This window comes from Pontibacillus yanchengensis (assembly GCF_009856295.1).
GTDB classification, from domain to species: domain Bacteria; phylum Bacillota; class Bacilli; order Bacillales; family BH030062; genus Pontibacillus; species Pontibacillus yanchengensis_A.
The window spans coordinates 202611-225421 of the sequence record NZ_WMEU01000002.1; the positions used below are offsets into that span (position 1 = coordinate 202611).

At 38.3% G+C, this 22811-nt stretch carries 18 protein-coding genes and 1 other annotated feature; of the genes, 16 read left to right on the forward strand and 2 right to left on the reverse strand.

All coding sequences use genetic code 11. From position 1 onward, the window contains the following. Window positions 1–112 precede the first annotated feature (112 nt). On the forward strand, window positions 113–2434 hold the full coding sequence (lon, locus tag GLW08_RS08190) for an endopeptidase La (protein ID WP_160848108.1): 2322 nt from the start codon (window positions 113–115) through the stop codon (window positions 2432–2434). Continuing rightward, on the forward strand, window positions 2434–3021 hold the full coding sequence (gene yihA, locus GLW08_RS08195; RefSeq protein WP_160848109.1) for a ribosome biogenesis GTP-binding protein YihA/YsxC: 588 nt from the start codon (window positions 2434–2436) through the stop codon (window positions 3019–3021). The genes lon and yihA overlap by 1 nt, the downstream gene beginning before the upstream one ends. A gap of 489 nt (window positions 3022–3510) precedes the next feature. Here the strand turns inward: yihA and GLW08_RS08200 are convergent, their stop codons facing one another. Next, window positions 3511–3996, reverse strand: a complete 486-nt coding sequence (locus GLW08_RS08200; RefSeq protein ID WP_160848110.1) for a LiaI-LiaF-like domain-containing protein — start codon at window positions 3994–3996, stop codon at window positions 3511–3513. A 229-nt stretch (window positions 3997–4225) separates the two neighbouring features. Between GLW08_RS08200 and hemA the strand changes: the two genes are divergently transcribed. From hemA to GLW08_RS08240, 8 genes are all read left to right on the forward strand, one after another. Further along, on the forward strand, window positions 4226–5596 hold the full coding sequence (gene hemA, locus GLW08_RS08205) for a glutamyl-tRNA reductase (RefSeq protein WP_160848111.1): 1371 nt from the start codon (window positions 4226–4228) through the stop codon (window positions 5594–5596). Between the two features lie 16 nt (window positions 5597–5612). Next, window positions 5613–6431: a cytochrome c biogenesis protein gene (locus GLW08_RS08210; RefSeq protein WP_160848112.1), complete on the forward strand. Its 819-nt coding sequence runs from the start codon at window positions 5613–5615 to the stop codon at window positions 6429–6431. A 21-nt stretch (window positions 6432–6452) separates the two neighbouring features. Continuing rightward, a complete protein-coding gene (gene hemC, locus GLW08_RS08215) occupies window positions 6453–7382 on the forward strand; it encodes a hydroxymethylbilane synthase (protein ID WP_160848113.1) in 930 nt (309 codons plus the stop codon). Further along, window positions 7382–8161: a uroporphyrinogen-III synthase gene (locus GLW08_RS08220; RefSeq protein ID WP_160848114.1), complete on the forward strand. Its 780-nt coding sequence runs from the start codon at window positions 7382–7384 to the stop codon at window positions 8159–8161. Before hemC ends, GLW08_RS08220 begins: the two co-directional genes overlap by 1 nt. A gap of 7 nt (window positions 8162–8168) precedes the next feature. Beyond that, window positions 8169–9146, forward strand: a complete 978-nt coding sequence (hemB, locus tag GLW08_RS08225; protein WP_160848115.1) for a porphobilinogen synthase — start codon at window positions 8169–8171, stop codon at window positions 9144–9146. Between the two features lie 21 nt (window positions 9147–9167). Then, window positions 9168–10457 carry a glutamate-1-semialdehyde 2,1-aminomutase gene (gene hemL, locus GLW08_RS08230; protein ID WP_160848116.1) on the forward strand — a complete coding sequence of 430 codons (1290 nt, stop codon included), beginning with the start codon at window positions 9168–9170 and terminating at the stop codon, window positions 10455–10457. Window positions 10458–10981: 524 nt separating this feature from the next. After that, a complete protein-coding gene (gene spoVID / locus GLW08_RS08235) occupies window positions 10982–12007 on the forward strand; it encodes a stage VI sporulation protein D (protein ID WP_160848117.1) in 1026 nt (341 codons plus the stop codon). A 78-nt stretch (window positions 12008–12085) separates the two neighbouring features. After that, window positions 12086–13120 (forward strand): phosphotransferase, encoded by a 1035-nt coding sequence (locus tag GLW08_RS08240; protein ID WP_160848118.1) that lies wholly within the window; start codon window positions 12086–12088, stop codon window positions 13118–13120. A gap of 240 nt (window positions 13121–13360) precedes the next feature. Here GLW08_RS08240 and GLW08_RS08245 read toward each other — a convergent pair whose 3' ends face one another. Then, the gene (locus GLW08_RS08245; protein ID WP_036816579.1) at window positions 13361–13549 is read right to left on the reverse strand and encodes a hypothetical protein; all 189 of its coding nucleotides are present in this window, start codon (window positions 13547–13549) and stop codon (window positions 13361–13363) included. A gap of 133 nt (window positions 13550–13682) precedes the next feature. Continuing rightward, window positions 13683–13918 (forward strand) — a binding site (T-box leader). A gap of 67 nt (window positions 13919–13985) precedes the next feature. Between GLW08_RS08245 and GLW08_RS08250 the strand changes: the two genes are divergently transcribed. The 6 genes from GLW08_RS08250 (at window position 13986) to GLW08_RS22240 (ending at window position 22775) form a co-directional block, all read left to right on the forward strand. Then, on the forward strand, window positions 13986–16634 hold the full coding sequence (locus GLW08_RS08250; protein WP_160848119.1) for a valine--tRNA ligase: 2649 nt from the start codon (window positions 13986–13988) through the stop codon (window positions 16632–16634). 151 nt (window positions 16635–16785) lie between these two features. Further along, the gene (locus GLW08_RS08255) at window positions 16786–18066 is read left to right on the forward strand and encodes a bifunctional folylpolyglutamate synthase/dihydrofolate synthase (RefSeq protein WP_160848120.1); all 1281 of its coding nucleotides are present in this window, start codon (window positions 16786–16788) and stop codon (window positions 18064–18066) included. Between the two features lie 123 nt (window positions 18067–18189). Beyond that, on the forward strand, window positions 18190–19929 hold the full coding sequence (locus tag GLW08_RS08260) for a sensor domain-containing diguanylate cyclase (RefSeq protein WP_160848121.1): 1740 nt from the start codon (window positions 18190–18192) through the stop codon (window positions 19927–19929). Window positions 19930–20185: 256 nt separating this feature from the next. Then, on the forward strand, window positions 20186–21004 hold the full coding sequence (locus tag GLW08_RS21625; RefSeq protein ID WP_202410161.1) for a hypothetical protein: 819 nt from the start codon (window positions 20186–20188) through the stop codon (window positions 21002–21004). A gap of 106 nt (window positions 21005–21110) precedes the next feature. Next, the gene (locus tag GLW08_RS21855) at window positions 21111–21362 is read left to right on the forward strand and encodes a hypothetical protein (protein ID WP_237458372.1); all 252 of its coding nucleotides are present in this window, start codon (window positions 21111–21113) and stop codon (window positions 21360–21362) included. A gap of 21 nt (window positions 21363–21383) precedes the next feature. After that, window positions 21384–22775, forward strand: a complete 1392-nt coding sequence (locus GLW08_RS22240; RefSeq protein WP_160848122.1) for a VanW family protein — start codon at window positions 21384–21386, stop codon at window positions 22773–22775. The last annotated feature ends 36 nt before the right edge of the window (window positions 22776–22811 follow it).

Genomic DNA, 22811 nt, shown 5'->3' on the forward strand with positions numbered 1-22811 from the left:
CTTTCACTTATGAGGCAAATAGAAAACGTGTTTCTTCTACAGACAGAAAAAAGGATAAAACGTACAAATTACGAATAATAAGAAGTAGTATATATATGGAGGTGTTAGCATTATGACTGATACAAATATAAAACAGATTCCCCTCCTTCCATTACGTGGGTTATTAGTCTATCCTTCAATGGTCATGCATTTAGATGTAGGCCGGGATAAATCAGTAAATGCAATTGAAAATGCAATGGTAGAGGACAACATCATCTTTCTCACAGCTCAAAAAGAAGTGAGTGTAGATGAACCGACAACCGATGACATTTATTCGATAGGTACGGTAGCCAAAATTAAACAAATGCTGAAACTGCCTAACGGTACTATTCGCATCTTAGTTGAAGGCTTATACCGTGGTAAAATTGATGAGCATATGGAAGATGAAGAATATTTTAAAGTAACGTTTAAAGAACTAGAAGAAGAACATGGCGATCAAAATGAAGAAGAAGCACTTATGCGTAATTTGCTGGAACAATTTGAGCAATACATAAAGGTGTCTAAGAAGATAAGTGATGAAACATTAGCATCTGTGAAAGATATTGATGTTCCAGGTCGTCTAGCGGATATTGTTACTTCTCATTTATCTTTAAAAATCAAGGATAAACAAGAGGTATTAGAAATAGCCAATGTGCCTGATCGTTTAAAACACATTATCGAACTAATTAATAATGAAAAAGAGGTTGTTCACTTAGAGAAGAAAATTGGACAACAAGTGAAGAAGTCGATGGAGCGAACGCAAAAAGAATATTATCTTCGTGAACAAATGAAGGCTATTCAAAAAGAACTTGGAGAAAAAGATGGTAAGTCAGGTGAGATTGCAGAGTTAAAAGAAAAAATCGAAAATGCCAATATGCCTGAGCGTATCGAAGCAGTAGCGTATAAGGAACTTGATCGCTATGAAAAGATTCCAAGTAGTTCAGCCGAAAGCTCAGTGATTCGTAATTATATCGAATGGCTTGTTGCCCTTCCTTGGACAGAAGAAACAGTAGATAATTTAGATATACCTCATGCTGAACAAATTCTAAACGAAGACCATTATGGGTTGGATAAAGTAAAAGAACGTATTCTAGAATATCTTGCAGTCCAAAAGCTAACCGAGTCCATAAAGGGACCAATTTTATGTTTAGTAGGGCCACCAGGAGTAGGGAAAACGTCACTTGCTCGTTCCATTGCACGATCGATGGATCGTAATTTTGTACGTTCATCATTAGGTGGTGTTCGCGATGAAGCTGAAATCAGAGGTCACCGTCGTACGTATGTAGGTGCGATGCCAGGACGTATTATTCAGGGAATGAAAAAGGCTGAAACAGTGAATCCTGTCTTTTTATTAGATGAAATTGATAAAATGGCAAGTGACTTTAGAGGCGATCCTTCCTCAGCAATGCTAGAGGTACTGGATCCAGAGCAAAACAGCAACTTTAGTGACCATTTTATTGAGGAGACTTACGATCTTTCCAATGTAATGTTTGTTGCAACAGCTAATAATATGGCTACTATTCCGGGACCATTATTAGACCGTATGGAAGTTATTACAATAGCTGGTTACACAGAAGTCGAAAAGCTTCATATTGCGAAAGAGCATCTACTTCCGAAGCAAATCAAAGAAAACGGCTTAAAGAAAAGTCAAATTCAAGTACGCGAGGAAGCGTTATTAAAACTAGTTCGACAGTACACAAGAGAAGCTGGTGTCCGTGGGTTAGAACGTGAACTTGCAGCTGTATGCCGTAAAGCAGCAAAAATATTAGTATCAGAGGATAAAAAACGAGTTGTCGTTACCGAGAAAAAATTAGAAGCGTTATTGGGCAGGCCAAAATACCGTTACGGACAAGCAGAAAAAGAAAACCAAATTGGTACTGCAACAGGATTAGCTTATACATCAGCTGGTGGAGATACTCTGTCCATTGAAGTTTCATTATATCCTGGTAAAGGCAAGCTTACGTTAACGGGTAAGCTAGGCGATGTGATGAAGGAATCAGCTCAAGCAGCATTCAGTTATATCCGTTCTCGAGCTGAAGAATTGCAAATTGATCCGGAATTTCCTGATAAAAATGATATTCACATTCACGTACCTGAAGGAGCTACTCCTAAGGATGGACCATCAGCAGGTATTACGATGGCTACAGCCCTTGTCTCTGCGCTTACAGGGCGTCCAGTTCGTAAAGAAGTAGGAATGACTGGGGAAATCACATTACGTGGTAGAGTTCTCCCTATTGGTGGGTTGAAAGAGAAATCACTAAGTGCACATCGAGCAGGATTAACAACAGTTATTATGCCTGCGGATAATGAAAAGGACCTAGAGGATATACCAGAGAGTGTACGAGATAGCTTAACGTATATCCCAGTCCATCATCTTGATGAAGTGTTAGACAAAGCATTAGTGGAGGAGAAATAATGAAAATCAATCAAGCGGAACTTGTCATAAGTGCCGTAAGTCAACAGCAATATCCGAATGAACCGTTACCAGAAATAGCATTAGCAGGACGGTCAAACGTGGGGAAATCATCTTTTATTAATCAATTGATTCAGAGAAAAGCTTTAGCTAGAACATCTTCTAAGCCAGGAAAAACGCAAACATTAAATTTTTATAAATTAAACGAAGTGTTTTTCTTTGTGGATGTTCCTGGTTATGGATACGCCAAAGTATCAAAAACCGAACGGGAAAAATGGGGGAAAATGATGGAAGAATATTTCTCCAACCGTCAAAAGTTAAAGATGGTCGTAATGATTGTGGATATTCGTCATGATCCATCTGAGGATGATAGGATGATGTATGATTTTCTTAAGCATTATCGTTTGCCCGTTACAGTAATCGCAACGAAACTGGATAAAATTAAACGAGGCCAGCGTGCCAAGCAGCTTAAACGCATCATTGAAGTACTAGAACTAGAAGATGAAGATACCCTTATTCCTTTCTCTGCCGAAACAGGGGAAGGGAAAGACGATGCTTGGCGTACAATTCGCTCCTATATAGGTAAGTAAAGAACGAAAGCTCAGGGCGCCGGTCTAACGACGTACTAACTGCTGCTTGCAGGACGTGGTTTGGTTCGATGTTCGGGCCTATATGATGTAGGTCAGTTAGATGTTCGCACGATGCGTGATCTTAATTGAACCTCTATCACCCCAAAACTTCCCTGAGTCCGTTTGAGATAAAGGAAGCACGGAGAGCGCTAGCAATCCGATGTTGACTTATCGTAAGGAGGAGTGGGAAGTTTGCTAGTCGCTGGAACTGGACGTGGCGACATCACTTTTTCAGTTCTACACATGCATTGATTTTATAATTTCCTATACTGCGACAAAAAGGGTTCCATTTATGGAACCCTTTTTTGTATCTAGAGCTATTTTGTTTATAGATGTTCCCTATCATATTCTGCAAAAGTAGATTACTAGAAGAATGAAAAACAAATTATAATTGTTATCATATAATATATGATATAATCATTTATAGAAAATCGATTCTGGGGTCCTATATTATTTCTTTTTAAAGAATAGTAAATAAATGCCAATGAGTATTAGTAACAGAGGCCAAAAGGTTTCAACAACATTCACAGCAATATTAATCCACTGGAACCATCCAGGTTTGTTGGAAACAAAGATAGAGAATAAGGCAATAGCAACGAGTAGTAGACCAGGGAAAAGGCCTTGTTTGGTTTTCTGATAGCGTAATATAAATGCTATACCAACAATCAAAGGAAACATGCCCCAGTGGTCAATCCAAAATGAGTATGTATATAGACCATGAAAATGGATGCCAAGTCCTAATAATATGGTTCCAGGTAGTATGGGTTCATAATCATTTGAGACATAACTGTTTAATAGCATGGCTACACCAATAATCATTAGAATAGTTGGCCACGAATAAAAGTCTGTAATAATAGGAATATTAAATTGTTGTAATAAGAAATATATACCTATACCAATTAAAAAAATTCCTGGAAACGTGTGTTGTTTTTTCAATTAAAATACCTCCTTCTACGTGGGAGAAAATAGTTGTGTTTCTTGCTTTAAAAGCATGGTTATGTTAAGGTACATACGGTATTATACATCAATAAAACGAATAATTAGATAGTTCTATCGTATCATAACCTTTCAATAACTGTTCACATTTTACATAATTGTGAGCTTGATAACCATGTTATAATGGATGTAATTGATGATAAAAGTTCGTGTTTTGGGGGTGAAAGATGTGCATATTTTAGTAGTTGGCGTAAATTATAAAACGGCCCCTATTGAAATTAGAGAGAAGTTAACCTTTTCTGAAAATCAAACAGCAGAAGCAATGAAATCACTTAACCAACAGAAGAGTGTGTTGGAGAGTGTGATAATCTCTACATGTAATCGTACAGAGATTTATGCGGTGGTTGATCAGCTTCATACTGGCCGTTATTATATAAAACAATTCTTAGCTGAATGGTTTGATTTAGATAAAGAGCAGTTTTCGCCATTTCTATCTATGTACGAAGCGGATGGTGCTCTTGAACACCTATTCCGCGTAACATGTGGACTAGACTCAATGGTTCTTGGTGAAACACAAATTCTTGGACAAATGAAACAAGCCTTTTTACAAGGGCAAGAAGCTGGTACAACAGGTACCATCTTTAATCAATTGTTCAAACAAGCTGTAACGTTAGCAAAACGCTCCCATAAAGAAACAGAAATCGGGGAAAACGCTGTGTCTGTTAGCTATGCAGCAGTAGAATTAGCTAAGAAAATATTTGGTGATTTAGTGAACAAGCATGTCGTCATTTATGGTGCTGGTAAAATGGGTGAGCTTGCCGCTAAAAATCTTCATGGTTCAGGAGTTCGGGAAGTAACGGTTGTTAACCGCACTATGGAGAACGCAGAACGTTTGTCGACACAATTTAATGGCCAAGCTAAAACAGTAGATCAGTTAAATGAAGTTTTAGAGACAGCGGACATCCTTATTAGCTCTACGGGCGCTAGTGATTATGTGATTAATAAGCAGACAATCGAAGCTGTGCATAAAAGACGTAAAGGGCGCCCACTTTTCTTGGTAGATATTGCTGTTCCTCGTGACTTAGATCCAGCAATTGATGAATTAGAGAGTGTATTCCTCTATGATATTGATGACTTGCAAGGCATTGTAGATGCGAATTTAGAAGCTCGTAAAGAAGCTGCTGAACAAATCGAAATCATGGTGGAGGCTGACATAGTCGCATTTAAAGATTGGCTACAAACCATTGGCGTAGTTCCGGTTATATCTGCGTTGCGTAACAAGGCTTTATCGATACAAGCGGATACAATGGAAAGCATTGAGAGAAAAATGCCTGACTTAACAGAGCGAGAAAAGAAAGTCTTAAATAAGCATACAAAGAGTATTATTAATCAAATGTTAAAGCAACCAATTCTTCAAGCAAAGGAATACGCTGCTTATCCAAACGCAGACCAGCAGTTGGATATGTTTAAGCAAATTTTCGGTATTGAAGAAGAGGTACAACAGGAAATCGAAAAGCAGCAAGATAAAAATAAACAAGCTGTCTTAGATACCGATGGGAAATCATCCTTTCAACCGGCTTCGAACGTAGCTAATTCTTAAGAAAGGAATTTCCTTTATGTTTGATTTCAAATGGCTATATGAATTCATAATATTCATTTATTGTTTGAGTTTAATTGGATACTTTATAGATTTTATTCAATATAACCGGAAGGCGAATCGAATTGCCTTCTGGTTACTTTCTATGGTTTGGGTTTTACAGACCCTTTTTTTATTGGGGGAAATGCTAACCTATTCAAATTTCCCAATATCTACGATTTATGATGGACTCTATTTTTACGCATGGATTCTTGTCACGTTCTCTCTTGTGATTAATCGACTGTTTCGTGTCGATTTCTTTATCTTTTTTACCAATGTATTAGGTTTCTTTTTAATGGTATTGCATATCTTCACAAGAGCTAATACTGATGCTACAGAACAATCCATGCGTCTTGTGAGTGAATTGCTCGTAACACACATCACACTTGCGATGGTATCCTACGGTTTCTTTACATTCTCTTGTATATTCTCCTTTATGTATCTATTACAATACCGATTATTGAAGGAGAAAAAATGGAACAAGTGGCTACTTCGGTTAGGGGATTTAGGCAAGCTTGATAGTCTTTCTTATATTGCTGTTGTTTTAGGGGTACCCTTACTTCTAATCGCAAATATTTTAGGGATGATTTGGGGATACACCTCTACAGATGAGTTTTACATTTTTGATTCTAAGACGCTAGGTTCTTTTGTCGTTTTAGGGGTATATTTAATCTATTTATTTTTAAGAGTAGTTCGTGGCTATCAAGGAAGAGCAATGGCCCTTTATAATACGGGAGCCTTCCTATTTCTACTAGTTAATTTCTTTCTATTTGGATCATTATCGAACTTTCACTTTTAGGAAAGGTCAGGAGGAACAGATATGCGAAATATTGTAGTGGGCACTCGTAAAAGTAAGCTTGCCCTTACTCAAACAGATTGGGTAATTGATCAGTTGAAAAAACTTGAGCTTCCATATGAATTTGAAGTAAAAAAGATTGTGACAAAAGGAGACAAAATCCTTGATGTAACCCTGTCGAAGGTAGGCGGAAAAGGGTTGTTTATTAAAGAAATCGAGGATGCTCTATATAGCGGTGAAATCGATATTGCTGTTCACAGTATGAAAGATATGCCTGCCGAAACACCTGAAGGGCTTACCATTGGTTGTATCCCAATTCGGGAAGATCATCGAGATGCTTATATTGCAAATGACAACGTACCTTTTCATGAATTGCCTGAGGGAGCGGTAGTAGGTACAAGTAGTCTCCGTAGGGCAGCACAGGTATTAGCTGCTCGTCCTGATATTCATATTAAATCCATTCGTGGCAATATTGATACACGATTACGTAAGCTAAAAGAAGAAGACTTTGATGCTATTGTCTTAGCCACTGCAGGATTGAAGCGGATGGGATGGACTGATGATTATATAACGGAATATCTAGAGCCTGATGTATGCGTTCCAGCCGTTGGACAAGGTGCACTAGCAATAGAATGCCGCGAAGAGGATAAAGAAATACTGGACCTCCTTCAACACCTTAATCATGAATATACGTATAAAACAGTCATTGCTGAACGTACCTTCCTTGATTTATTAGATGGAGGTTGTCAGGTCCCAATCGGAGGCTATGCATATCTTGATGGAGAAGACGTTGTTCTAACTGCGATGGTAGGTAGTCCAGATGGAAAGACGATTTTAAAAGAGCAAGTACGTGGTACAGATTCTGTTGAAGTAGGCCGCGATGCAGCAGATCGCATAAAAGCACGTGGTGGTGCGGAGATTATTCAAAAGGCAAAAGAGGAGTTAGATTTATAATGCTCCCTCTCTCTGGTAAGCACATATTGGTTACAAGAGAAGCCACTAAAGCTCATACAATCACGAGGCTTATAGAACAACAGGGCGGAATTTCTATAGAAATTCCGCTTCTTCACTTTCAGGGTATCTATTCTGAGGAGAATGAAAAGGTAATGAACCAGTTATCCTCTTATGATTGGGTATTTTTCACGAGTACGAATGGTATTCACTTCTTTTTCGAGCTAATGGAACATTACCACCATAAAACATTTGAACATGCAGTAAAGATGAAATTTGCTGTCATAGGTGAAAAAACAGAGAAGGTTTTACATGATTTTGGCTATAAAGCTCATTTTATTCCTGATACATACACAGGTGAACATCTTGGAAAAGAGTTTAATGAGTACACAAGCGAATCGTGTTCTATTTTAGTCGTGCAAGGTAACTTAGCAAAACAATCTGTGGTTCAAGAACTATCAAACAGGAACCACACAATCAGTACTGCTGAAATGTATGAAACAAACGTAAATGTTAGAATGAAAGAAGCGTTAAAAAAGTCTCTTCATGAGACCAGCTTAGATATTATTACATTCACTAGCCCTTCTACTGTTGATGCATTTGTGGAATTAGCAGAGGAAGAATGGACAGAGGAATTAACGTCCATTCCTTGCATGTGTATTGGACCATCAACACAAGCTGAAGCGAGAAAAAAAGGTTTTACGTACACTATAATTCCGGAATATTACACAGTAGAAGGTATGATTGAGGCTACTTCTGCTTACTTTAACAAGAAAGGATAAGAAGACTATGGATAACATTCAATTTAGTCGTCACCGACGCTTACGTACAACTGAATCAATGCGTTCTCTTGTACGAGAAACACATCTGCAAAAAACAGATCTCATTTATCCTATATTCGTTGTAGAGGGTGACCAAATTAAAAAGGAAGTACCTTCTATGCCAGGTGTGTACCATGTTTCCCTTGATTACTTAACAGAAGAGATGAATGAGTTGGTAACCTTGGGTGTTCGTTCTGTTATTGTCTTTGGTGTGCCTGCACATAAAGATGAAAAAGGAACACAAGCCTACTGTGAAACAGGTATTGTACAGAAGGCGATTCGTCAAATAAAAGAAGATGTTCCAGCGTTAACGGTAATTGCGGATACTTGCTTATGCCAATACACAGATCATGGGCATTGTGGCATTGTACAAGACGGAGAAATCCTCAATGATGAATCACTAGAACTACTTACTGAAACCGCCGTAAGTCAGGCGAAAGCTGGAGCAGATATTATTGCACCTTCAAACATGATGGACGGTTTTGTTGCGGCTATTCGTAAAGGTCTAGATGATGCAGGATTTAAGAATACCCCCATTATGTCTTATGCTGTAAAATATGCATCCTCTTTCTATGGACCCTTCCGAGACGCAGCTCATAGTTCACCTCAATTTGGAGATCGTCGTGCGTACCAAATGGATCCAGCCAATCGTTTAGAAGCGATTCGCGAAGCACAGTCTGATGTAGAAGAGGGAGCAGATTTTCTTATCGTAAAGCCTGGCCTATCCTATTTGGACATCATGCGAGAAGTGAAGGATCGTTTTAATTCGCCAGTAGTGGCTTATAATGTAAGTGGTGAATATTCTATGATAAAAGCGGCTGCTCAAAATGGTTGGGTCAATGAACAAGAAATTGTCTTAGAAAAATTAACATCTATGAAACGAGCAGGAGCAGACTTAATTATTACCTATTTTGCAAAAGATGTAGCACAATGGCTAAGTGAATAATGGTAAGGAGTGAGGAACAGAATGCGTGATTTTAATCGTTCTCAAGAAGCATTTAAAGAAGCGGTAGAGTATATGCCAGGTGGAGTGAACTCTCCAGTTCGAGCATCTAAATCTGTGGGAATGGATCCGATTTTTATGGAAAGAGGTCAAGGATCCAAGATATACGATATAGATGGCAATGAATACATTGATTATGTATTAAGTTATGGGCCTTTGATTTTAGGTCATGCTGATGAGAAGGTTGTCAGCCACGTAAATGAAGTAGCCATGAAAGGGACGAGCTTTGGCACACCAACGATTCTTGAAAATGAACTAGCCAAGGTTGTCATTGATCGTGTACCTTCTATCGAGATGGTTCGCATGGTGAATTCAGGTACAGAGGCCACAATGAGTGCATTACGACTAGCTCGTGGGTACACCGGTAAAAATAAAATCCTTAAATTCGAGGGGAACTATCATGGTCATGGTGATTCCTTGTTAATTAAAGCTGGTTCAGGTGTTGCTACACTAGGATTGCCTGATTCTCCAGGTGTCCCAGAAGGAATCGCAATGAATACCATTACTGTGCCTTACAATGATTTAGAGAGCCTTCGTTATGCGTTTAATGAGTATGGTGATGATATTGCAGGGGTCATCGTAGAACCTGTTTCTGGAAATATGGGGGTTGTTCCTCCATCAGACGATTTCCTACCTGAACTTCGTAAGATTACAGAAAATCATGGTTCTTTACTCATTTTTGATGAAGTAATGACTGGATTTCGTGTTGGATACAATTGCGCACAAGGGTATTATGGTGTAACACCTGATTTAACTTGCCTTGGAAAAGTAATCGGTGGCGGACTTCCAGTAGGAGCGTATGGTGGTAAGCGCGAGATTATGGAAATGATTGCTCCAACAGGTCCCATTTATCAAGCAGGTACACTATCAGGTAACCCTCTAGCAATGGCAGCAGGATTAGAAACATTACAAGCGTTAACACCACAATCCTATGATGCCATTAATCAAAAAGTCGATCGCCTTGTGGAAGGCTTTACGCAAGCAGCGGAAACTTATAATATTCCTCTTACAGTTAATCGAGCGGGATCTATGGTTGCTTTCTTCTTTACAAATGAAGAAGTATATAACTATGAAACCGCGAAAAAAGCAGATACAGACCTATTTGCTAAATTTTATCGCGTTATGATTGAAGAAGGTATTTACATTGCCCCTTCTCAATATGAAGGATTGTTCTTATCTACGAAGCATACGGACCAAGATATTGAAAAGACAATCGAAGCCGCCCAGCGCGCTTTTGCTTCTATTCAATCATAATTTTTTAAAGCCCTTATCATCCATGGTAAGGGCTTTATTACTATTCTATAGTAGCCACATTATCTTGAAGATTTGAATTCGAGATATATTCAAAAGGTGATGGTCCGATACTTGAAATGTGGAAGGGGGCTACGGTGAAACAACTTGCTTCCTGCGGGCGAGCTGGTGAGCCGGCAGGACGCGAGTTGTTCCACGGCCACCTTTATTCTAACTAAATCTATGGAAACATCCCGCTCCCCCTAACTATCTCGAATCCAAGTCTTCAGGATTATGCCTCGATTATTGAATAACTTTTCTTATCCATTCTTTACAAATTGACCTTTGTCTTCTAATACGATCAACATATGTGTGGTTCTTATGTCTAGCTTTAGTGCTGAGCATTAACCTGTTATTAGTTACTAACGCTTTTTTTATCTTCCCGTTCTAAATCACTAAACAGTCATAAATCGTCCTACAAGGACATATACCTGTAATGACATAAGAGATCGAGAGGTCATGTGTGTATTTGAAGGGAGGAGAAAGGTTTGTCATACGATGAACAAAATGTTTTTTCTTTTCATTTAAATGAGTCACTTTGGTTTCAAAGAGGACAGGAAGTAGATGAATTCATGGGGATATCACTAGAACCAGACATCTCCATTCAAGAATTTGATGATACGGTTTCCATTAGAGGTGTAATTGAATTAACGGGGGAGTATTACCAGACAAAAGAACAGGTAGACGAAGAACCACAAGTATTATCGCTACGTGATCACGCTGCTAAAAGATTAATAGAGGAAGTGGAAACACACGAAGATGGGGTAAGCGAATGCTATCATCGTTTTCCAGTAGAAATCTCTATTCCGAAAAGTAGAATTGAAAACTTACATGATGTCACAGTAAGTATTGATTCCTTTGATTATGAGCTACCTGAAAGAGGTCAATTAAAGTTAAACGCTACAGTGGCGATTCATGGTGTCAATCATGAAGAAATTTCTTATGTGCAAGAAGAACAAAGAAATGATTTTCAAGATCAAGAAGAGTTTGAGGGAGTTCATTATGATGAATTAGAAAGTCGGTTTAGTTTTGATGTGAAGTATGAAGAAGATGAGGACCAAGAAGAGCCAGTCGTAGCCGATTCCGTTGATCATCAAACCCTAGAACAAGATGATGATTCATCGTTAACAGAGGATGAAGGAGGGCGCTGGAAGTATAAACAAGTTCAATCTTTTTCTGAGTTCTTTGGAAATGAAGCGGAAGCCCCTCCATCGGAAGAGGATGTAGAAGAAACAGAAGAACATGAATATAGCATGGATTACGAAGATAGTTATGAAGACGATCGCGAGGAGGAAGAAGAACATTATCCTCAAGATGCACGTTATTTAACCTCGATGTTCCAGCGCGAGGAAGAACCATATGCAAAAATGAGAATGTGTATTGTTCAAGAAAGTGATACACTGGGGTCTATTGCCCAGAAGTATAAGGTTCCACCTACTCATTTAAGTCGTATTAACGATTTAGGGGACGAAGATGTATCAGCCGGCCAAATTTTATATATTCCTTCAAAATAATAAAACGGAGGCTGACTCTAGACGATGGAGTCAGCCTAATTTCTTGTATTAACCTTATTTAAAAAAGGAGGTATGGGCATGAGTGAGTTTTTATCCGAAGTGCTTGCTCACTATGGCTTGTATCCTTTAGAGGTGAACCAACAGACTGACAATGTATATAAGGTCTATACGAATCATGGTGCTGTAGCTGTAAAACGAACAGATATGGATGATCAACAAATAAAACAATGGATTGCAACCTATCAACAAGCAAATGAGTCTCAACTTTCCTCTCTAATGCCTTTATATATGACGTCAAATCAAGAGCTATATGTTCAGCAGCGAAACCATACATGGTATATCATGCCGTGGGTTGAGACGCCTCATCGGGATACACCACCTTATCCATTTGATCTTTTTTACTCATCTCTTGCTGATATCCATCGACGTACTTCTAAAACACAGGTGGTCAAACGAGAGGATTTTGAAGACAGGATGGAGAGCAAGAAAAACCAAATAAGAGCTGATAAGGATAAGTTAGAAGGGTACGTAGAAGCATTTGAAAAACATCATTATATGGCACCGTTCGAGTTGCAAGTGTGCACACATTTTCGTGACCTGTTATATGTGTTTGAAATATCAGAAGAATGGTGTGATCGTTTTTTAGAGGATATAGAAGAAGACAAGAAAATTCGACTTACCTTGTGTCATGGAGACTTAAAACCTAGTCATTTCATTTATGATGAAAATAAACCTTACTTTTTGAATTGGGAACGTGCTTCTTGGAATTATCCCGTTTTTGATTTAACTTCTTATTATTGGAATATTATTAAGTATCATGATGCTCCTGTTGAACAATTGGTTACCACATTTTCTTCTTATGAGGAAAGATTCAACTTAATGAATAGTGAACGATGTTTGTTTGCGCTCTATTTACTCAGCCCTGATCATTATCTTGATCAAGTTGATGCATATGTAAGCGGTGCCCGGAATAGTGGGCAACCTTTTTTAGTACAAAAGCTTGAACACTCTTATTATGTTTTACAGCATTCTTTGCAAATCCAATCTCAGATTGAGAAAGCTCGAGAATATATACAGCAGCAGGAAGAAGAGAAGGAACAAGAAGAAGGATAAACTACTTAAAATCTACCCACGTTTGAACAACTAATTTCTTAATTTCAAGAAGAAAGCAACCTTTTGTCTTTGTAAGGATTACTGGGGAGAGTTCTTACCTGACGAATGGCATTAGGGTTCTTTACGGCTTGGATAGTTTACGTATGGTAGGATTTGCTTCGTTCTACTGACTTAACCGAAAGCCAATTTCTCCCCCTTTCCTTTACATGCTTGAAGAGGGAGGGTTCTTGGCCCCAATCGTTAAATCCATTTCAAGTAAAAAGCAAAATACAGTCCAATTAATAATCCTAACAAGAACACGTCAAAAGTGGTTGGAAACAACAGGGTACGAATTAATTGGAAAACTGCGATAGGCAATGTACATTTTTCAATAATAAATATCCATTGGCGACACCATGGAGGGAGTTTATACCGATAAAATTGCCCCATTCAGCTAAACCTCCTTTTAAGCTTTTGCTTTATCTTATGTAAGGATTAACCTAATTGGTGAATAGAAAAGTTTTTAGGTAAGGATTGACTTAACATAGGATAAATGGATAAAATAACAATACAATCAATTTATCGAAATGCCGTGAAGGGGAAGAGTATGTGTTTCAAACTTTTCAGAGAGAGAATCATTTGCTGAGAGATTCTTAAGCTCTTGAACGCAGAAGTCACCCCAGATGCAGCTTCTTTGAAACGTAGAGTAGGAGAAGCCGGAATCCATCCGTTACATGATGAAGTGTACAGTGCAGGTAGGTGAAGTCTATCTGTCCGCTGTAAAATAAGGTGGTACCGCGAATCCTTTTCGTCCTTTTTATAGGATGAAAAGGATTTTTTTATTGCATCATATTCGTAATCACGGTGGATAGAAGGAGGAAGTTTTATGGAGAATGAGAACAAAGAAATATCTTTACCGACAAAATACGATCCGAATGCAATTGAAAAGGGGCGTTATGATTTTTGGGTGAATGGGAAGTTTTTTGAAGCTAAAGATGACGAGAATAAAGATCCGTTTACTGTGGTTATTCCACCACCAAACGTAACAGGTCGCCTTCATCTAGGTCACGCATGGGATACCACACTACAAGATATCATCACCCGTGTAAAGCGTATGCAAGGATACGATGTACTGTGGCTACCTGGAATGGACCATGCCGGTATTGCTACACAAGCTAAAGTGGAAGCAAAGTTAAAAGAACAAGGTACATCTCGATATGACCTAGGTCGTGAAGGATTCCTTCAACAAGCATGGGATTGGAAAGAAGAATATGCTGATTTCATTCGTCAACAATGGGAAAAGCTTGGATTAGGATTAGACTATTCACGTGAACGTTTTACTCTAGATAACGGATTATCTAATGCCGTACGCGAAGTGTTTGTAACATTGTATGAAAAAGGGCTAATCTATCGCGGTGAATACATTATCAACTGGGATCCTGCTACCCAAACAGCTCTTTCTGATATTGAAGTAATCTATGATGATGTTCAAGGTCATTTCTATCACATGAAGTATCCGTTAGTGGATGGATCGGATGAGATTGAGATTGCTACTACTCGTCCAGAGACGATGCTTGGTGATACAGCTGTAGCTGTCCATCCAGAAGATGATCGTTACAAGCACCTTATTGGCAAGAAGGTTAAACTTCCTATCGTTGGACGTGAAATCGAAATTGTAGCCGATGATTATGTTGATATGGAATTTGGAAGTGGTGCAGTTAAGATTACCCCAGCCCATGACCCTAATGACTTTGAAATCGGAAATCGTCATAATTTAGAGCGCGTACTTGTTATGAATGAAGATGGTTCAATGAATGAGAACGCTGGTAAATATCAAGGCATGGATCGATTCGCTTGTCGTAAGCAACTAGTTAAAGATCTTCAGGAAGATGGTGTTCTATTTAACATTGAAGAACATATGCACTCTGTTGGTCATTCCGAGAGAAGTGGAGCGGTTGTCGAACCTTATCTTTCCACACAATGGTTTGTGAATATGCAACCATTAGCCGACGCTTCTATTGAGTTACAAAAAGGAGACGATAAAGTCAACTTTGTTCCAGACCGTTTTGAGAAAACCTATTTAAACTGGATGGAGAATATTCGCGACTGGTGTATTTCTAGACAGCTTTGGTGGGGCCATCGTATTCCAGCTTGGTACCATAAAGAAACAGGTGAATTATATGTAGGTCGTGATGAACCAGCTGATCCTGAAAACTGGGTACAGGATGAGGATGTTTTAGATACTTGGTTCTCCTCTGCATTATGGCCTTTCTCTACAATGGGCTGGCCAGATGAAAACAATAAGGATTACAACCGTTATTTCCCTACGGATGTATTGGTAACAGGCTATGATATCATCTTCTTCTGGGTATCGCGTATGATTTTCCAATCGATTGAATTTACTGACCGTCGTCCATTTGAAGATGTGCTCATTCACGGGCTTGTAAGAGATGCTGATGGACGTAAGATGAGTAAATCTCTTGGTAACGGCGTAGATCCAATGGACGTAATTGATAAGTATGGTGCAGACTCCTTACGTTACTTCCTTGCTACAGGCTCTACTCCTGGTCAGGATTTGAGATTCCAATGGGAGAAAGTTGAGGCAACATGGAATTTTGCTAATAAAATTTGGAATGCTTCGCGCTTTGCGCTAATGAATATGGATGGTATTAAATATGAGGAAATAGATTTATCCGGTAAGAAATCACTTGCTGATCAGTGGATTTTGACTCGTTTAAATGAAACCATTGAGCATGTAACGCGTAACGTTGATAAATACGAATTCGGAGAAGCTGGACGTCATTTATACAACTTCATTTGGGATGAATTCTGTGATTGGTATATTGAAATGGCGAAGTTACCGTTATATGGAGAAGATGAGGCAGAGAAGAAGACAACGCGTTCTATCTTGGCTTATGTATTGGATCAGACGATGCGAATGCTTCATCCTTTCATGCCATTTATTACAGAAGAGATTTGGCAAGCTCTACCTACTAAAGGTGAATCCATTACAGTTGCAAAATGGCCGGAAGTGCGTAATGGTCTTCATAATGAACAGGCATCAGAAGAAATGAAGCGACTTGTTGATATTATTCGATCTGTACGCAACATTCGTGCTGAAGTGGATACACCAATGTCTAAACAAATCCAACTGATGATTAAAGCAAAAGATGAAGAAGTGGCTAAGCAGTTAAATAACAATCGTCATTATTTAGAGCGCTTCTGTAATCCAAGCGAGCTTATCATTAATCCAAATCTTCAGGCACCAGAAAAGGCTATGTCGTCTGTCATAACAGGCGCTGAACTTTACCTTCCACTTGAAGGATTGATTGATATTCAAGAAGAAGTAGCTCGCCTTGAAAAAGAATGGAAAAAATGGGACGACGAAGTGAAACTTGTTCAAAAGAAGCTTTCCAATGATAAATTTGTTAATAAAGCTCCAGAGCACATTGTGCAAGCTGAGCGAGATAAAGAACAAGATTATTTAGATAAGCGTGACAAAGTAGAAACGCGTATCAACGAATTAAAATCTTAAATAGGTAAAGGGACAAAGACGGACCTGAAATCGGGTTCGTCTTTGTTCCAATTATAAAAATATAGGTAGAACTAAAGAACAAGAGCATTTCAGCGTAAAATGTCTTGGATTAACAATGTACGTTTAAGAAAGAAGAAACGAGGAAAACGAAATGGATTATCAAGAGGCAATTGAATGGATTCATAATCGACATAAATTTGGGATAAAGCCGGGTTTGCAACGAATGGAATGGTTGATGGATCATCTCGGGAACCCCGAACAGCGTCTTCATGCTATTCATGTAGCAGGAACGAATGGAAAAGGGTCAACTATTTCATTTATCCGAAATATTTTGCAGGCACATGGCTATCAGGTTGGAACGTTTACTTCTCCCTATGTTGTCACCTTTAATGAGCGAATCAGCATAAATGGTGAACCACTAGCTGATGAGGAATGGTCAAAGCTTGTGGAAAAAATTAAACCACTTGCTGAAGAGTTAGAGAATTCGCCATTAGGCGGGCCTACAGAGTTTGAGATAATTACTGCCTTGGCTATTTTGTACTTTGCCGAACATCCTATGGATTTTGTCCTTATGGAAACAGGCTTAGGAGGCCGATTGGATTCAACTAATGTTATCTCACCAATTCTTTCTATAATAACAAGTATCGGAAAAGATCATACCGCTCTTCTAGGGGACACTTTTGAAGAAATTGCTTCAGAAAAAGCAGGGATAATCAAACCTAGTGTTCCCGCTATAACAGGGGTTGAGAAGATAGACGCACTAGAAGTAATCAAAAAGAAAGCAATTTCTCAGGATGCAGCGTTGGATAGTTTAGGTGAACAATTTCAGATTATAGCTGAAAACACTACACAAAATGGTGAACTATTCACGTTCAAGAACCAATTTGTACAATGGGACAAGCTTCTGATTCATATGAAGGGAAGGCATCAGATGAAGAATGCCGCACTTGCTATTCAAGCTGTGACACGATGTCTTGATTATGTAAGGGAAGAAAAGGTTCGTGAGGGAATCATAACAACGAGTTGGGTGGGTCGATTCGAACAAGTTTTTGATCAACCCACCATCATTCTTGATGGTGCTCATAATGAAGAAGGTATTCAAGCTATGACACAGACTGTTCGTGATCATTATCAAGATAGGGAGAAGCATCTGTTATTCGCGGCTCTGCATGATAAACCACTTGATAAAATGATACCCTTGTTCACAGGCACGTTTGATACGGTCACCTTTACTACGTTTGAATTCCCTAGAGCATCTGATGCAGAAGAACTATATAATTTATCTCATCATCACAATAAAAGCAAAACAGACGACTGGAAAATCTTCATTGAGAACAGGATGAAAACATTATCAAATGAGGATGTTTTGGTGATATCAGGTTCATTGTACTTTATATCAGAAGTGCGAAAATTTTTTGAAAATATAGGTTAATTGTGCTACTATGTTAGTGATATTTGTTTACAAAATTTGCATGATATTTTTAAGACGAAATAACGGTGATAGGTATTTCAAACTTGATAGGATAGAGATTTACTTGGTTGGGAGATGCATGACATGCTAACGAAGCAAAAAAAGGTGGCCCTCTGGGTAATATGGGTTTTATTATGGCCCAGCATATTTGTATTGATTTATCAGCTTCAACCCCCAACATTCCAAGGTCACGAAATTGATCTCCTTTCCTTTGCTTTGTTAATGGGAATTGTGGCGTTATTTCCAATTATAGTGAATGGTACTCCTATATTTTTCATTCATGGAATTGGTTTAACTGTTTTTATTTATTTTGGTTTGTTTGTGGAAATCATGCTAACTCAAATGGCTTATATCATTTTATTCGCTAAATTGAGGTTACCTAAAAATGATTTATATAAGATTCCATTAAACTTTCTAATGTTTATGTTTGTTTCCATCGGGGCAGCTGGTGTGTATTATTTATTTGGTGGCAGACATGGGGCACTAGAAATTAGTTCACCTATGGATATTATTCCTATTTTAGCTTATTCCCTTGCAATCATTCTTATCAACCAGCTACTTCTCAATCTGATTCGCACCTTTATTGTGGGCTTACCTTCAAAGTTCTTTAATCGCAGTTTGCTATGGGAAGGTGTTAGTAACCTCATTATTCTACCTGTAGCACTCGTGCTTTATATTCTATATGTAGAAATTGGACTAGGGGCTATTTATTATGTTGGTGTTCCATTTGTCAGCTTATCGATTATACTTATGCTTTTTTATAGAAGTCGTCGCATCAATGACTATTTACAACGCACAAGTGACATAGGTCATGAGCTAACGGAAAAATTAGAGGTTAGTGAAGTACTAGATCGGTTTGTAGAGAACATCTCTACTCTCTTGGATGTGAATTATGCTTATATTTATGATGTAGATGAAAGTAAGGATTGGTTAACACTAATCCGTTTTTATGATGCAACGGAAGAGCGCGATTTTCCAACTGATGACCTACATAAATTCGAAGGCATTAGTGGGAAAGTATGGGGAAATGCGCAAGGTATTTATTATCATTCTCGCAAACAATGGGAAGAAGGCAATACCAAGTTTATGCCTGAAGAAGTTGAAAGTGTTATTTCAATCCCAATATTGCGCCATAATCAGGTCGTCGGCGTTCTAACGCTAACATCGAAAAAGAAGCGAGCGTACGAGAAATATCAATATATGATTGTAGATATACTAACAAATTACTTAGCTGTAGCTATAGAAAATGCTCGAAATTATGAGGAAACCAAACGGCAAAGTGAAATATGCCCTCTCACAAATCTATATAACTATCGATACTTTGAAAAACACTTGCAAGCATATTTTAGTCAATTACAAAAGAATGGCGTCCCTGAAAGAATAGCTCTTATTTTACTAGATTTAGATCATTTCAAAGAAATTAATGATCAATACGGACACGAAAGTGGAAATGAAGCACTTTGCGAGCTTGCTGATCGTTTAAGGAATATTATTTCCGACAAGGGAACGGTTGCGAGGTATGGTGGAGAAGAATTTGTTATATTACTACCAAATGTTAACCAGGAACATGCTCTCCACATCGCAGAGCACGTGCGACGAAAAATAGCCAATACTCCTTTCACCTTACATGAACATATATTAGAAGAAAAGAATCCAGTGCAGGTGTATATAACCGCAAGCATTGGGATTGCAACGTATCCTGATGATTGCGAAGATCCTATGGAGCTTGTTCGTCATGCAGACCGAGCCATGTATATGGGAGCTAAGCGCCAGGGCCGAAATAAAGTTGCAAGTTACGAGAAGGTAGTGGAAACAGCAGAGTAATGACTCTGCTGTTTTTTATTGTCTAGCTACAAAAATATTGGCGTGTGTATAACTTAATAAATTAAGCGTAATACTTGTGTTTATTTTCATGTGTACGACATGGTAAATGGTTCGTAGGAACTAATGATTCGGGGGATATATGGTAATGGCTAGGTCAAATATAGCAATAAATTCTTTTAAATATACCAACTTTATTATACAATTACGATATAGTCGAACGTTGTCAAATTTCGGAGAAAAAGGAAGAGGTGAGGTTTTGGACATTCTATTTGCCCTCGTTGGGGTAGGAATTTTGTTACTTATACTGTACATAGTGCCTGTAGGATATAACAAAAAAGGAAACCTCTACTTAGTTGGAGCTGCGTTATTGATTGCTCTTACCACACATTATGCAAATGTAACATTCCAATGGTGGCAAGGAGGACTAATTTTACTTTTATTATCCTTTCTTATGACGATTCTTTTAAGTCGAAATCTCGAAAACTATAAATTAGCAACAGAAGGATCAGATCTGGAGAGCTCTTCAGAAAAAGGGGAATACGATAAACATTTTAATCATTTTGACGATGATATAGAAGAGGATTATTCTAGTGATTTGCTAGTAGAAGGGAATAGCGAAACTACATTTACTCAACCACCATCAGCCCAAACTTCTGAAGACCCCTCAAGCATGGCAACCAATCAACCAACGGCTATCGAAGATCATAAGCAGGATGATGTTGTAATCTCAGAGTTAGATGAGGAAGATGTTGACTTTATAGAAGAACGAGAAATCATCACTGAAGAAAAAGACAGAAATGAACAAGATCAAACAGGTGAAGATATTATAGAATGGGAAACGATAGACATAAAAGAAACAGAAAGTATTGTGAGTCCTGAAGAAGAGCTAATAGCCAATCGTCTACAAGGAAACGAAGAAGAAGCTATGCCTGTCAAAGAACCACATAACGTATCCCTAATTCACGGTGATGAAGATGACGGAACTACTGTAAATGAAACTGATCAAGAAGAATTCTTAAATAATCGAGACTTGGACGATACTAATTCATCAATGGAAGATACTTATGAAGATTAAGAATCTTGTAATCAATCCTGACACGGATCAGCTGACTTTTTAACAATAGAGCATGTAGATTGGCAGGTAAGTGTGAAAGCAATTCCCTTTAAGAAAATAAACGTTAGTGAATAACCAAGCAAGCTATGCACAAGAGCAATCACAGAGCCAAACAGCTCAGCTGGAAACAAATTTAGCTGACGTAGAGAAACAACAATTAGAACTTCTTAAAGGTAAAACGGTGCTAAAAGATATCGTAAATCCACAAGGAGACGTCATTATTGAAAATGGGAAAAAGCTAACAGCTGAAGATGTTGAAATGGCCGAAAGTGAAGGGCCGATTGTAGTGGTAGATATAACGATGAACGTAAATGAGTAACCACGACAAGGGTGAATTAATGTGGGACAAAAAATTGACTTTAAATTATTTTTTTTACTGTTGTCTATGGCTTTATTCCTCACTGGAATGTCGATAGGTGGAGGTTTTGCTTATGATACCGTGTTGGCAGGACCAGAAACATACGAAAATGGGACAGCGGTAGGAGGGATTGACCTAAGCGGTTTGACGAAAGCTGAAGCAAAAACTAGCCTTCAAGACGCAACTACTGACTGGAAACAAACACATTCTATCATGCTAAACATGATAGATACTCAAGTCACACTTCCGTCATCATTAATACAATTCAATTTAGGTCAATCCTTAGAAGAAGTAATGGAAGGTGCCTCCTCCCCATTATCTGTGGCTATTATTCGTTCTAATTTTTCCGAAATTGAGGATGAGGTAGGAGTAAATCTTTATAATAAATTGTTGCTTCAAGAATTAGAAAAAGATTTAAAACAAAGAGCGAGTTCATTAAACTCCGAACCGATTGAATATTCTATATATGATTATGTAGAAAAAGGTACAACTGAGTTATATGAAACCATTAGTCAATATACCATCTCTATTCCAGAGGGGGTTGATCCCTCCTATTATGTTAAGGAAGTTAACAAAGCAACCATTAAGGCAAATGATTCTTTTTCCTTATTAGAGTTTGCTCAAGATGCATCTGTTCAGAACCCCAAAGCTTTACATTTAATGGCTTCTACTATATATGGAGCTACACTTAAAACGAACTTCACTATTAAAGAGCGTCATATAAGTCAACACCGCCCTGCTTATATTCCTAGAGGACGTGAGGCTAGTGTGAAGGTTGAGGAAGATCATGACCTTGTTTTTGTAAACGTTAATTCTAGTAATTATGAGCTTCAGACAGAAGTGACTAATGGGAATTTGGTGGCAAGATGGGTAGGCTATCCACTTCCTGATGAATATGAGGTGGCCATTAAAGATGCTCAAACCTTAGACCCTAGAACGGTAGTACACTATTCAACAGAAGTCTATCAAACACAGGTGAAACAGGAAGGTTCTTCTGGTGAAGTATATAAATTGTATCGAACAATCAATGGTGAAAGCGCGACAAGATTGATTACCGAAGACTATTATTCACCAGTAAATCGTATAGAAGTTCGTTATCAACCTGTTGAATCCAGTGATTCGTCTTCTAACAACAATTCTGACTCAGATTCTAGTGACGATGATTCTAATAGTAATGATGATTCTACAGATGGTTCGAACAACGGAGATGACACAGGAGATTCTAACTCCACTAGCGGAAATGATGGATCTGATGGGACGAATGATGATACGTCTACAGACTCAACTAATGATAACCAGGATGATTCAAACGATGTCATTCAAGATCCAGAAGATATATGGGACATTTCGGATGGTCCATCTAAAGGAGAATAATAACTTAAAAATGCGAATCCCGATAGGATTCGCATT

Bases quoted from the DNA above. Each gene is read 5' to 3' on its own strand.
- GLW08_RS08245 (WP_036816579.1), bottom strand. From the start codon at position 13,549: ATGGGGCAATTTTATCGGTATAAACTCCCTCCATGGTGTCGCCAATGG.
- GLW08_RS08240 (WP_160848118.1), top strand. From the start codon at position 12,086: ATGAGTGAGTTTTTATCCGAAGTGCTTGCTCACTATGGCTTGTATCCT.
- lon (WP_160848108.1), top strand. From the start codon at position 113: ATGACTGATACAAATATAAAACAGATTCCCCTCCTTCCATTACGTGGG.
- GLW08_RS08220 (WP_160848114.1), top strand. From the start codon at position 7,382: ATGCTCCCTCTCTCTGGTAAGCACATATTGGTTACAAGAGAAGCCACT.
- GLW08_RS08260 (WP_160848121.1), top strand. From the start codon at position 18,190: ATGCTAACGAAGCAAAAAAAGGTGGCCCTCTGGGTAATATGGGTTTTA.
- GLW08_RS08250 (WP_160848119.1), top strand. From the start codon at position 13,986: ATGGAGAATGAGAACAAAGAAATATCTTTACCGACAAAATACGATCCG.
- hemB (WP_160848115.1), top strand. From the start codon at position 8,169: ATGGATAACATTCAATTTAGTCGTCACCGACGCTTACGTACAACTGAA.
- GLW08_RS08210 (WP_160848112.1), top strand. From the start codon at position 5,613: ATGTTTGATTTCAAATGGCTATATGAATTCATAATATTCATTTATTGT.
- hemC (WP_160848113.1), top strand. From the start codon at position 6,453: ATGCGAAATATTGTAGTGGGCACTCGTAAAAGTAAGCTTGCCCTTACT.
- hemL (WP_160848116.1), top strand. From the start codon at position 9,168: ATGCGTGATTTTAATCGTTCTCAAGAAGCATTTAAAGAAGCGGTAGAG.
- yihA (WP_160848109.1), top strand. From the start codon at position 2,434: ATGAAAATCAATCAAGCGGAACTTGTCATAAGTGCCGTAAGTCAACAG.
- GLW08_RS08255 (WP_160848120.1), top strand. From the start codon at position 16,786: ATGGATTATCAAGAGGCAATTGAATGGATTCATAATCGACATAAATTT.